We start from the raw sequence: 11,243 nt of genomic DNA on the forward strand, positions 1-11,243 counted from the left end.
AAAGGAGCCTGGCGCATGAGTGATATCGCGGCAGAGTCCTTCATCCGCAGGGATCTGGTGGCGGAGCGCGCAGCACCGGTCAAGACCACCGGGTTGATCGGCTTCCTGCGCACGCGGCTGTTCAGTTCGCCGGGCTATGTGCTGCTCACCATTCTCAGTGCACTGCTGATCTGGTTCACGGTCATCCCGGCGTTACGGTTCCTGTTCGTCGATGCGGTCTGGCAGGGCCATGATCGCGAGGCGTGCCTGGCGCAGAATGCCGGTCATCCGGTCGGCGCCTGCTGGCCCTATATCGCCGCCAAAATGAACCAGTTCATCTATGGCTTCTATCCGGGTGCCGAGCGCTGGCGGGTTAACGTCGTGTTCCTGCTGGGCGCCGTACTGCTGCTGCCGCTGTTGATTCCGCGCCTGCCGGCGAAGAGCCTGAACGCCGGGCTGTTCTTCCTCGCATTCCCTGTGGTGGCGTTCTTTTTGCTCTATGGCAGCGGGATCTCCGGGTTCGGCGTGAGCTGGCTGACCGGTCTGCTGCTGGCCTTCGCCAACAGTCTGATGAGCGCCGGCGACGGGCTGGTGCGCGTCGGCGTGAACGCCGCGGTCGTGCACGCGCTGCTCTGGCCGGTGGCCGAACTGATCGGGTTGTTGAACTGGCTGCGCGATCAGATCCTGACCTCGCGCCAGCCGGTGTGGATCGATTTCGCCATCACCACGCTCGTCGTCACGGCGCTGGTCTTCTTCGTCGGCGGCGGCGGCGCACGCGCCATCCGCGCGACGATCACCACTCTCGCCACTTTCGCCGGCATTGGCATCGTGATCGCCGTGATGGGGCTCGACCATGGGGGTCTTCCTGTGGTCGATACGCGGTTATGGGGCGGGCTGCTGGTGACGCTGGTGGTGTCGGTGACAGGCATCGTCACCTCGATGCCGATCGGGATCGCGCTTGCGCTTGGACGGCGCTCGACCATTCCGCTGATCCGCATCGCCTCGATCGCATTCATCGAGCTAGTGCGCGGCGTCCCACTGATCACCGTGCTGTTCTTCGCCACCTACATGCTGCCGCTGTTCCTGCCCGGCAACATGCGTGTCGATGGGCTCTTGCGCGCCCTGATCGGCGTGTCGCTGTTTTCCGGCGCCTACATGGCCGAGGTGATCAGGGGCGGGCTGGCCGCGATTCCGCGCGGGCAGGGGGAGGCGGCGAATGCGCTCGGCCTGTCCTGGGGCAACACCACGAGGCTGGTCGTGATGCCGCAAGCGCTGCGTCATGTCATTCCCGGCCTGGTCGGCTCCTTCATCTCGCTGTTCAAGGATACATCGCTGGTCTCGATCGTGGCGCTGTTCGACCTACTCGGCAGCCTGAAGGCCTCGTTCGCGGACCCGGTCTGGGCGACGCCGACCACCGCGTACACAGGCTTTGCCTTCACCGGCATGATCTACTTTGCGTTCTGTTTCGGCATGTCACGCTATTCCCTGTTCGTCGAGCGCCGGCTGAACGCGCACCGGCGCAATTGAGTATGAGATCCATGACTGCAAACTCGATGATTGCCAACGCGACGGCCGCGAACCCGATCGTCAGTATCTCCGGCCTTAACAAATGGTACGGCGACTTCCACGTGCTGCGGGACATCAACCTCACTGTCGGCAAGGGCGAGCGCATCGTGATCTGCGGACCGTCGGGCTCCGGCAAGTCGACGCTGATCCGCTGCATCAATGCGCTGGAGGAATTCCAGGAGGGCGAGATCGTCGTCGACGGCATCGAGCTCGGTCCGAACCTGAAGCGGGTCGACGAGGTGCGCCGCGAGGTCGGCATGGTGTTCCAGAGCTTCAACCTGTTTCCGCATCTGACCGTGCTGGAGAACTGCACGCTGGCGCCGATCTGGGTGCGCAACATTCCGCAAAAGGATGCAGAGGCAGCCGCGATGAAATTCCTGGAGCGGGTCAAGATCCCGCACCAGGCCAGCAAATATCCGGGCCAGATGTCCGGCGGTCAGCAGCAGCGCGTCGCGATCGCACGCGCGCTGACCATGAATCCGAAGGTGATGCTGTTCGACGAGCCGACCTCGGCGCTGGACCCTGAAATGGTCAAGGAGGTGCTCGATACCATGGTCGATCTCGCCAGAGAGGGCATGACCATGCTGGTCGTGACCCACGAGATGGGCTTTGCCCGCGAGGTCGCCAATCGCGTCGTGTTCATGGACGCCGGTCAGATCATCGAATCGAACACGCCGCAGGAGTTCTTCGCCGCTCCGCAGCATGCGCGAAGCAAGCTGTTCCTCAGTCAGATCCTCAGATGAGCGAATAGGGAATGGCGAGTAGCGAATAGGACAACTCTATTCGCTACTCCCTATTCGCCATTCGCTACTCGCCTCTCTCAAACAAACGGCGGCTTGATGTCGCTGCGCGTCTCCAGCCATGCCGGCACCGGCAGGTTCTTCGAGCGCATGAATGCCGGATTGAACAGCTTCGACTGATAGCGGTTGCCGGAGTCGCAGAGGATGGTGACAATGGTTTTGCCCGGGCCGAGCTGTTTAGCGAGCTCGATCGCGCCGGCGATGTTCACGCCGGTCGAGCCGCCGAGGCACAGGCCCTCGTGCTGCAGAAGGTCATAGATGATGCCGACGGCTTCCTCGTCGGAGATCAGGAAGGCCGTGTCGACATTTGCGGTCTCGATCACCGGCGTCAGCCGGCCGATGCCAATGCCTTCGGTGATGGAATCACCTGGTGTCGACTTGACCTCGCCGTTCTTGAACCAGTTGTACATCGCAAAGCCATGCGGGTCGGCGCAGGCCGTGACGATGTCCTTGTTCTTCTGTTTCAAATAGCGGCTGGTGCCGGCCAGCGTACCGCCAGTGCCGACTGCGCAAATGAAGCCGTCCACCTTGCCATCGGTCTGCTCCCAGATCTCGGGGCCGGTCGATTCGTAATGTGCCTTGGCGTTGTCCAGGTTGTTCCACTGGTCGGCGAACAGCACGCCGTTCGGCTCGGTCTTGCGCAACTGATCCGCGAGCCGGCGTCCGACATGCGCATAGTTGTTCGGATTGGAGAACGGCAGCGCTGGCACTTCGATCAGCTCGGCTCCGCAGAGCCGCAGCATGTCCTTTTTCTCCTGGCTCTGCGTCTCCGGGATCACGATCAAGGTGCGATAGCCGCGCGCGGCGGCGACGACGGCAAGCCCGATGCCCGTGTTGCCCGCAGTCGACTCGACCACCAGGCCGCCAGGCTTGAGCTCACCGCGCTTCTCGGCCTCCAGGATCATCCATTTGCCGGCGCGGTCCTTGACCGACCCGCCTGGATTCATGAATTCGGCTTTGCCGAGAATCGTGCAGCCGGTGGCCTCCGAGGCGTGCTTGAGCTTGATCAGGGGCGTATTGCCGATCGCCTGGATGACGTCGTTTCGAGTGGTCATGCGAAATTGTCCCGGTTCATTGCATGCCTATCATATGGTGTCGCACAGCTTTGCGCGAGCGCCTGGGCGTCGCCGACGATGCCCTCAATAGGCAGAATGCCGCGGGGTCGCCCAGGTTTCTATGCCGCGATGGGTGCCTTTTGGAGAAAATGGGCGCGTGGCGGGGGTGAGGCGACGCCGATGGCCAAGGGAACGCGAACAGCAGGCAGGGTGCTTTTCGTGGGGACCAAGCCTCTCCAATTTACCGTTGTACCGGCGATGATCCGACCGACAGTCCCGTTCGTTAACCTCTCAGTCGTCTTGCAGAGGCTCCATGATCGCTGCTATCCGAACGGAGCAGGTGCCATTCCGGAGAAGGCTCGAACCACCCGGGAGGGACGGGTCACGGCTGGCAGGTCGTGCGAGCAGGAAGCCGAGCGCGCAGGTGGAATGGGCGGATCTGATCGGGCGGGTTGCATCGCGTGGCGAACGGGATGCGTTCAAGACGCTGTTCGAGCACTTTGCGCCGCGCATCAAGGGATTGATGCTCAAGGCAGGGTGCAAGGCTGATGAGGCCGAGGAAATCGCGCAAGCCGCATTGATTGCGGTCTGGCGCAAGGCGGCTCAATTCGATCCAGCGAGCACAGGTGCGTCGGCATGGATCTTCACCATTGCGCGCAATCTGCGCATCGATCTGTTGCGGCGTACGATGCGCTCTGGGCGCTTCGGCCATGACGCGGAGCTGGCGGATTCAGCCGATCCGGCCGACTCCGCCGACGTCCTGATCTCTCGGGCCGAGAACACCGCGCGCGTCACGGCCGCGATCGAATGTCTCTCGGCGGAGCAATCCCGAGTCATCCGGCTTTCATTCATCGAGGAGCAGCCGCATCCGGAAATCGCTCGTCTGCTGGGAATCCCGCTCGGCACGGTCAAGTCGCGCATCAGGCTGGCAATGAATCGCCTGCGAGAGCTTTTGGACGAAGAATCATGACGATCATGCATCATCCGCCGGAAGATCTTTTGGCCAAGCTCGCGGCTGGCACGCTCGATGAGGCAGAGCAACTCGTCGTCGGCGTCCATGTTTCGGGCTGCGCTCGGTGCAGCCAATTTGTACACGCGATCGAACGGCTCGCGGGCCATACGCTCGCGGAAGCGCAACCCGTGGCGATGTCGAATGGTGCGTTCGATCTGGTCATGCGCCACATCGACGAGCCACGGCCTGCCGGTCCGGCGCGCCTGAAGCCAACTCGGGCGGCACTTGGCGGACATGATCTTCCGGAATTGCTGCGGTCCTGCCAGTTCGGCAAGCAAAGGCAAGTCGCTCCGGGAATCAGCATGCAGCCGATCACGCTTCGAGGAGCGGCCAGATCGCGGGCGTTTCTTCTGCAGTCGGCCCCGGGCACCCGCATGCTGGAGCACACGCACACCGGCACTGAGCTGACCTTAGTGCTCAAGGGGAGCTTCAGCCACCAGGGCGGCCGGTACGGGCCGGGCGATTTCGATTACGGCGATCAGGACGTGGACCATCGTCCCATCGTCGGCGAGGAAGGTCCGTGCCTCTGTCTGGTCGCCATGACCGGCAATCTGCGCATGAATGGCTTTTTGGGCCGCCTCATCAGCCCATTCGTTCGCCTGTAGTTATGCTGTATCAGGCGCCAGGCGAGGGCGGCCCATCCGCCACAGCCGTCCTGTGACGTCGAGGGCCAACTAAGAGCCCAGCCGCTGTGCCGCGAGATAACCCAACCACGCGCTCAAGCCGGCAAGGAAGGTGCCCCAGCAAATATCGGCAACGGTCAAGGCGGTCGACCAATTCCGCAACGTCGCCTGGTTGGTCAGATCGTAGGTCGCGTAAGTGAAGCAGCCGAACATCATGCCCTGGGTGAAGGCCTTCAATGCGCTATGCTCTTGGTGCGCCGGCAATACGGCGAAGACGATGAGGCCGACCGGATAGAGCAGGTAGAAGACCGAAGCGGCCGGGAAATTCGGTGCCGTGCGCAGCATGTCGCCCAGCGCCGGCCGGTAGAGCCGTTCGACCATGATTCCAAGCCAGATCATGTCGACCGCCACGAACGTGAACGCGACCGCCAGATAGGTGAGAAGTAAGTTCATCGCCGAGCTCCAATCCGCCATTTGCGTTGGCCGGCACCAATGGGTGCAACCATCTCTAAACGAGACCGGCACAGCATCGGATCACGCGCTCGGCACGAGCGTTCGGCCTGAGCTGCCTGCAAAGGAAAGCGGGCGCATCTCAGGAACTGGATCGTGGCGGAAGGGGAAAGAAGGAACTGGTCTGCGCCTGATAAACCCGGTAGCGATCACCGCGGGACCGCAGCATCTGGGCCTCAAGGGGCGGAATCCCGCTCACATGGACCAGGATCCAGTACATAATGATGGGCGCTGCAAGGCTCACCCACCCCCATGGATACGCCGATGACAGCGCAATAACGGGATAGGCGAACCAGTAGCTCCACTCGAAGAAATAGTTCGGATGGCGCGACCAACGCCAAAGGCCGACGTTGCAGATATCCCCTGCATTGCTGGCATTCGCCTTGAATCGCCGCAATTGCTCGTCCGCAACGGCTTCGCCAGCGATCGCCGCAAATGCAATTGCCGCTCCCGCATAATCTTGAATCCGCAAGCTTGGTTGCGGCACATGGGCAGCCAGAAAGATCGAAAACGCCAGCGGGATCGCGACCAGAGCCTGCGCCTGCAGGAAGCCGAGCATCCGCCGCGCGGCCGCCGCCCCCCACTCCTGCGCGTAGCTCGCGTAGCGCGGATCATCGATCCCCCGAAATGATCGCACCGCGATGTGTGTTCCCAGCCTTGCTGACCACAGCAGCACCAAGCCTGCCGCAAGCGCCTTGCGGGCGGGCAAATCCCCATCGAGCGGCCATATGGCGGCAACGGCGCCGACCAGTCCCACCGAACAGGTCCAGATCGTATCGACCCAACCAGAGTTGCCGGTCCGTTGCTGGATCATCCAGGCCAGCGCCATCAGACCCGAAAGCGAGAATGCAATCGCTGCCAAAACTTCAATATGCATCTGGGCCATGACATGGGCTCGAAAACAACCGGCATGTCCAATCGGACCGGATTGCACGGCGGCCGGTTGAGGTCATCCCGCAATACATGTCTGTGCGATGTGATCCGGAGCATCGATCCCACCGTTTACAGAACCAGAACGTCACAGCTGCATGACCGGATCACTGGGCGATTGCACCAAGAGCTTTGATCAGCCCGCAACCGATCGTCCGCGGGTCCGTAGCTGTGGTCGAACGAGGGGAGCAAAGTCAGGATGCGTTTGGCGGTAATTGGATCAGGAATTTCTGGCAATGCCGCCGCATGGCTGCTGTCTCAACACTATCCCGTCACGGTTTATGAGCGCGAGTTGCGTCCTGGCGGACACAGTCACACCGCGCGGATCGACTATGACGGCGAGTCGATCGACGTTGATATCGGGTTCATCGTCTATAACGAGCTGAACTATCCGGAGTTGACGGCGCTGTTCAATCATCTGGACGTCGGCACGCTGGAGACCTGCATGAGCTTTTCGGTGTCTGTGGATGCCGGCCGCTTTGAATGGCGCGGCGGGGGCGATGGTGCCTACCAGACCGCCTCTGGACTTTTCGCGCAGCGTCGCAATCTGTTCTCGCCCTCATACCTGCGTATGCTGGCTGAGATACTGAGATTCAACCGTCGAAGCGTAACGGACTTGCGCGCAGGACGCCTCGCCGGCGTTACGCTCGGCCAGTACTTCCAGGACGGAGCATTTGCACCGCGCCTGCTTACCGACTACTTGGCTCCGATGGGCGCCGCCATCTGGTCGTTGTCCGCTGACGATATCGGTCGCTTCCCCGCAGAAAATTTTGTCAAATTCTTTGACAATCACCGCCTACTGCACCTCGACCGGCCGCGTTGGCGGTCCGTGACCGGTGGCAGCCGCCGCTACGTCGAGAAGCTGACGGCTGACTTCAAGAGCCGGCTTCGGCTCGGCTGCGCGGCGCTGTCGGTCGAGCGCGAGCGAAGCGGCGTCGTGATCCGAGACAGCCACGGCAACCGCGAGCGCTATGATGCCGTCGTGATCGCCTCCCATAGCGACGAGACGCTGGCATTACTGTCGGACGCCGACGCTCGCGAGCGCGCAATTCTAGGTGCGATCCGCTATGCGCCCAACCGAGCCTATCTGCATCGCGACAGTCGTCTCATGCCAAAACGTCGGCATGCGTGGGCATCCTGGAACTTTCTGCGCTGGCAACGCGATTTGCCTGCGGACAACGACATCGCCGTCACCTATTGGATGAACCGGCTACAGGGTATCCCTGACGACAAGCCGTTGTTCGTCAGCCTCAACCCGCCGTTCGAACCGGCGCCGCATCTGACCTTCGGTAGCTATCGCTTTTCCCATCCGCAATACGACGTCGCAGCTTTTGCAGCGCAGAAGCAGCTCTCCGAGATTCAGGGACGCCGCCGCACCTGGTTCTGCGGTGCTTGGACCGGTTATGGCTTCCATGAAGATGGATTGCGTTCGGCGATTGCGGTCGCCGAAGCGCTCGGCGCCGTGGTACCGTGGCGCCGAGCGAAGCCTGCCATGGCGCAGGCCGCCGAGTAGCGCCATGTCGCAGACATCCAAACCGGCAGCCCCCGCAGCCGCGCTCTATCCTGGCAAGGTGATGCATGCGCGCTTGCGGCCAGTTCGTCACCGCTTCACTTACCGTGTCATGAGCCTGCTCATCGAGCTCGATCGGCTGGATGAAGCGGACCGGCAATCATATTTGTTCGCCGTCAACAAGGCGGCACTGTTCAGTTTCCATGAAACAGATCATGGAGAGCGAGACGGGGGGTCCTTGAGCCAATATGTGAGGCGATTGGCAGCCGAGCGAGGCATTGAACTGTCAGGCGGTCGCATTCTTCTGCTGTGCTATCCGCGCATGCTTGGCTATGCCTTCAATCCGCTTTCGATCTATTTTTGCTATCGTGCCTCTGGCGAGCTTGCGCTGCTGATTTATGAAGTACGAAATACCTTCGGCGAACACCACTCTTATGTGCTGCAAGTCGATGGTGCCGCTGGCCGGAGCGACGTGGTGCGGCAATATCAGACCAAACAATTCTACGTTTCGCCTTTCCTTGACATGGGACTGTCGTATCAATTCCGCGTCTCTCAGCCGGGCGAGCAGATGAAAGTCAGCATCATCCAGACAGATCGGAACGGCCCCGTGCTAGCCGCCGCCTTCTACGGACTCAGACGATCGCTCAGCTCGCGATCGTTACTCGGAGCGTTCACGACGATGCCGCTTTTCACCTTCAAGGTGGTGGCGGCGATCCATTGGGAGGCCCTTCGACTTTGGATCAAAGGTGTGCCTCTGCTGCCCCGTTCCAATGGCGTTTAGACCTGCAATGACATCAATAGCCGACAATCTGAACCATCTGCTCCCCGAGCTTCCGCTACAGGTCCGTCGGGTCCTCGGCCGCGTTGCCCAGCTCCATCGTGGAGAGCTGAATGTCCATCTGCCCGACGGGCGCATGGTGTGGCTGAGCGGGCGTGAACCTGGGCCCTCGGCAACGATCAAGCTCGCCAATTACAGGTTTGGCTGGAGCCTGCTGTTCGGTGGCGATACCGGAATGGCCGAGTCCTATATCCGAGGTGACTGGAGCACGCCGGATCTCGCTCAACTTCTCTATCTGTTCTGCCTCAATGAGCAGTTGCTCCAAGACGCCTTGGCGGGCAGCCGGGTGCTGCAACTGGTTCGGAAATTCGGTCATCGACGCCGGCGAAACACCAAAGCCCGGGCGAGGCGCAATATCTACGCGCATTATGATCTGGGAAATGAATTCTTTTCGGCTTGGCTCGATCCAAGCATGACCTATTCGTCGGGGATGTTTGCGCCTGGAATGACCGACCTCGTCGAAGCACAACAGCACAAATACCAGCAACTCGCGTCGGCGATCCAGCTTCAGCCTGGAGAGAGACTGCTCGAGATCGGATGCGGTTGGGGCGGCTTTGCGGAGTTTGCAGCACGAAGCTGCGGAGCCAAGGTCGTTGCACTGACGATCAGCAAGGAGCAGCATGATTTCGCCCGCAAGCGGATCCAGGAAGCAGGACTGGCTGATAGCGTCGATATCCGGTTGCAAGACTACCGGGACGAACGCGGTCAGTATGACAGAATAGCTTCGATCGAGATGATCGAGGCCGTCGGCGAGCAGTTCTGGCCTAAATACTTCGCCCAATTGCACGACAGACTTGCGCCGGGTGGTCTCGCGGGTATCCAGGCGATTACAATTCGGGACGACTTGTTCGATGGCTATCGGCAGCGGGTGGACTTCGTGCAGCAGCACATCTTCCCGGGCGGCATGCTGCCTTCCCCGGCAGCGCTGCGCGCGCTTGGCAGGAGGTTCGATATTCCGCTGATAAGCGAACGCGTCTTTGGCGAAGACTACGCGTTGACTATCGCATCCTGGCGTAAGACGTTTCATGCAGAATGGCCCCGGATCCGATCGCTTGGCTTCGACGAGCGCTTTCGTCGTCTTTGGGAGTACTACCTCTGCTACTGCGAAGCCGGATTCAGATCGGCGAACGTCGACGTTCGCCAGCTCGTTTTTGCGAGACCTGGCTGATCCAACCGCGAAGTGAGCCGCATCGAGGAGGCAAGTCGCCGCGGCCTCGGCGATTCGCCGACGAAACGCTCTGGCGCCGGCGGAGTGATCGGCCATTGTCGCGAGCGCTGGCGACGCGTATAGCCGCACCATGTCCGAACAGCCCGCCACACCGTCCCTCGAAGAGGCCGTCCCCGATTGCCCGCGCTGCCAGAAGCCGCAGCCATTATGCATCTGCGACAGCGTCAGGCCGGTTGAAAGCCGTACCAAGCTTCTGATTCTGCAGCATCCGCAGGAGCAGGACAGGGGGCTGGGCACGGCCCGGCTTGCGGCGCAGCACTTCAAGGATGCCGTGGTGCGGGTCGGCCTGTCCTGGCCTGGTCTCACCAAAGCCTTGGGCCGACCGGTCGCGGACCCCGCGCGCTGGGCCATCCTCTATCTGGGCTCGGCCAAGGCTTCTGATCTCGATCCCGAGGCCGAGGTGATCGCGCTGACGCGCAAGGGCGAAGCGGCGGAGAGCCAGCGCGCCGTCCTCAAGTCGATCGAGGGGGTGATTCTGCTGGACGGCACCTGGAGCCAGGCCAAGGCGCTGTGGTGGCGCAATCCGTGGATGCTGAAATGCCAGCGCGTAATCCTGGGGCCCCGCCAGCCGTCGCGTTACGGCCAGCTGCGTCGCGAGCCGCGCCGGGACGCCCTTTCCACTATCGAGGCCGCCGGGATGCTGTTAGGCGCCCTGGAGCGGCGCCCCGACATCGTCGAGACACTGAATGCCAGCTTTGAGCGAATGCTGGCGCGATATCGCGAGGTGGAACAGAGCCACCCCGAACTGACGCCCCGGCCGAAACCCCGCAAGAATCAGGATCGACGGCGGCCTAAACGATCGTTTTAGGAACCAAGCCTACGCTTCCTGCTTTGCAGCATGACATCAGGATGCGAGATCATGCAGCAAGCCGAAAAATCAAACGTGGTGCAGATCAGGGAGTTTGCCCATCTGCGCGGTCACGTCGCCGATCTCGACCGGCAAGCCGTGGTGCTGGCCATCCCGCAGCGGAGCGGCATGGTTCCGCGACCGCGCGCCCCCTATCCGGGCGGAATCGACGATCTGCCGGTCTGAACTGGGAACTCGGCCCAACATCTGACCGCCGGGCGCGTAACGGCCGGATGCGTCAATGTTTTCAGATGTTTGGAAATGGAGGCCACGACCAGAATTGAACTGGTGTAAACGGTTTTGCAGACCGCTGCGTAACCACTCCGCCACATGGCCCCACTGGCG

12 protein-coding genes and 1 tRNA gene are annotated in these 11,243 nt (G+C 61.7%); 9 read left to right on the top strand and 4 right to left on the bottom strand.

The annotated features are described in order from the left end of the window. The first annotated feature begins 15 nt into the window (after positions 1-15). Positions 16-1,506: an amino acid ABC transporter permease gene (locus WA702_RS00305; RefSeq protein ID WP_425108530.1), complete on the top strand. Its 1,491-nt coding sequence runs from the start codon at positions 16-18 to the stop codon at positions 1,504-1,506. A gap of 11 nt (positions 1,507-1,517) precedes the next feature. Next, positions 1,518-2,288 (top strand): amino acid ABC transporter ATP-binding protein, encoded by a 771-nt coding sequence (locus WA702_RS00310; protein WP_425108531.1) that lies wholly within the window; start codon positions 1,518-1,520, stop codon positions 2,286-2,288. A 77-nt stretch (positions 2,289-2,365) separates the two neighbouring features. On the opposite strand, the gene WA702_RS00315 is transcribed toward WA702_RS00310, so the two are convergent. Continuing rightward, complete coding sequence (locus WA702_RS00315; RefSeq protein ID WP_425108532.1) at positions 2,366-3,400, bottom strand: cysteine synthase A; 1,035 nt, start codon at positions 3,398-3,400, stop codon at positions 2,366-2,368. 424 nt (positions 3,401-3,824) lie between these two features. On the opposite strand from WA702_RS00315, the gene WA702_RS00320 reads away from it, so the two are divergent. Further along, on the top strand, positions 3,825-4,370 hold the full coding sequence (locus WA702_RS00320; RefSeq protein WP_425108542.1) for a sigma-70 family RNA polymerase sigma factor: 546 nt from the start codon (positions 3,825-3,827) through the stop codon (positions 4,368-4,370). Continuing rightward, on the top strand, positions 4,367-5,017 hold the full coding sequence (locus WA702_RS00325) for a ChrR family anti-sigma-E factor (RefSeq protein ID WP_425108533.1): 651 nt from the start codon (positions 4,367-4,369) through the stop codon (positions 5,015-5,017). Before WA702_RS00320 ends, WA702_RS00325 begins: the two co-directional genes overlap by 4 nt. Before the next feature lie 69 nt (positions 5,018-5,086). Here WA702_RS00325 and WA702_RS00330 read toward each other — a convergent pair whose 3' ends face one another. Together WA702_RS00330 and WA702_RS00335 are read right to left on the bottom strand one after the other, a co-directional pair. After that, on the bottom strand, positions 5,087-5,488 hold the full coding sequence (locus tag WA702_RS00330) for a DUF2177 family protein (RefSeq protein WP_425108534.1): 402 nt from the start codon (positions 5,486-5,488) through the stop codon (positions 5,087-5,089). Positions 5,489-5,627: 139 nt separating this feature from the next. Further along, complete coding sequence (locus WA702_RS00335; RefSeq protein ID WP_425108535.1) at positions 5,628-6,431, bottom strand: DUF1295 domain-containing protein; 804 nt, start codon at positions 6,429-6,431, stop codon at positions 5,628-5,630. Between the two features lie 243 nt (positions 6,432-6,674). On the opposite strand from WA702_RS00335, the gene WA702_RS00340 reads away from it, so the two are divergent. The 5 genes from WA702_RS00340 to WA702_RS00360 all read left to right on the top strand — a co-directional run bounded on the left by WA702_RS00340 (position 6,675) and on the right by WA702_RS00360 (position 11,084). Continuing rightward, positions 6,675-7,988: an NAD(P)/FAD-dependent oxidoreductase gene (locus WA702_RS00340; protein ID WP_425108536.1), complete on the top strand. Its 1,314-nt coding sequence runs from the start codon at positions 6,675-6,677 to the stop codon at positions 7,986-7,988. Positions 7,989-7,992: 4 nt separating this feature from the next. Next, positions 7,993-8,766, top strand: coding sequence for a DUF1365 domain-containing protein (locus tag WA702_RS00345; protein WP_425108537.1), 774 nt, complete (start codon positions 7,993-7,995; stop codon positions 8,764-8,766). A 7-nt stretch (positions 8,767-8,773) separates the two neighbouring features. Continuing rightward, positions 8,774-9,991, top strand: a complete 1,218-nt coding sequence (locus WA702_RS00350; RefSeq protein ID WP_425108538.1) for a class I SAM-dependent methyltransferase — start codon at positions 8,774-8,776, stop codon at positions 9,989-9,991. Positions 9,992-10,121: 130 nt separating this feature from the next. Then, on the top strand, positions 10,122-10,859 hold the full coding sequence (locus WA702_RS00355) for a tRNA-uridine aminocarboxypropyltransferase (RefSeq protein WP_425108539.1): 738 nt from the start codon (positions 10,122-10,124) through the stop codon (positions 10,857-10,859). A 51-nt stretch (positions 10,860-10,910) separates the two neighbouring features. Beyond that, the gene (locus WA702_RS00360; RefSeq protein WP_425108540.1) at positions 10,911-11,084 is read left to right on the top strand and encodes a hypothetical protein; all 174 of its coding nucleotides are present in this window, start codon (positions 10,911-10,913) and stop codon (positions 11,082-11,084) included. Positions 11,085-11,160: 76 nt separating this feature from the next. Here WA702_RS00360 and WA702_RS00365 read toward each other — a convergent pair. Continuing rightward, positions 11,161-11,234: transfer RNA gene (locus tag WA702_RS00365), tRNA-Cys, on the bottom strand. Positions 11,235-11,243 lie beyond the last annotated feature (9 nt).

This window comes from Bradyrhizobium sp. (genome assembly GCF_049798375.1).
GTDB lineage: Bacteria > Pseudomonadota > Alphaproteobacteria > Rhizobiales > Xanthobacteraceae > Bradyrhizobium.

What these genes read in the sequence shown, in the direction of transcription:
- WA702_RS00305 (WP_425108530.1), top strand. Translation starts at nt 16, where the DNA reads ATGAGTGATATCGCGGCAGAGTCCTTCATCCGCAGGGATCTGGTGGCG.
- WA702_RS00310 (WP_425108531.1), top strand. Translation starts at nt 1,518, where the DNA reads ATGACTGCAAACTCGATGATTGCCAACGCGACGGCCGCGAACCCGATC.
- WA702_RS00315 (WP_425108532.1), bottom strand. Translation starts at nt 3,400, where the DNA reads ATGACCACTCGAAACGACGTCATCCAGGCGATCGGCAATACGCCCCTG.
- WA702_RS00325 (WP_425108533.1), top strand. Translation starts at nt 4,367, where the DNA reads ATGACGATCATGCATCATCCGCCGGAAGATCTTTTGGCCAAGCTCGCG.
- WA702_RS00330 (WP_425108534.1), bottom strand. Translation starts at nt 5,488, where the DNA reads ATGAACTTACTTCTCACCTATCTGGCGGTCGCGTTCACGTTCGTGGCG.
- WA702_RS00335 (WP_425108535.1), bottom strand. Translation starts at nt 6,431, where the DNA reads ATGGCCCAGATGCATATTGAAGTTTTGGCAGCGATTGCATTCTCGCTT.
- WA702_RS00340 (WP_425108536.1), top strand. Translation starts at nt 6,675, where the DNA reads ATGCGTTTGGCGGTAATTGGATCAGGAATTTCTGGCAATGCCGCCGCA.
- WA702_RS00345 (WP_425108537.1), top strand. Translation starts at nt 7,993, where the DNA reads ATGTCGCAGACATCCAAACCGGCAGCCCCCGCAGCCGCGCTCTATCCT.
- WA702_RS00350 (WP_425108538.1), top strand. Translation starts at nt 8,774, where the DNA reads ATGACATCAATAGCCGACAATCTGAACCATCTGCTCCCCGAGCTTCCG.
- WA702_RS00355 (WP_425108539.1), top strand. Translation starts at nt 10,122, where the DNA reads ATGTCCGAACAGCCCGCCACACCGTCCCTCGAAGAGGCCGTCCCCGAT.
- WA702_RS00360 (WP_425108540.1), top strand. Translation starts at nt 10,911, where the DNA reads ATGCAGCAAGCCGAAAAATCAAACGTGGTGCAGATCAGGGAGTTTGCC.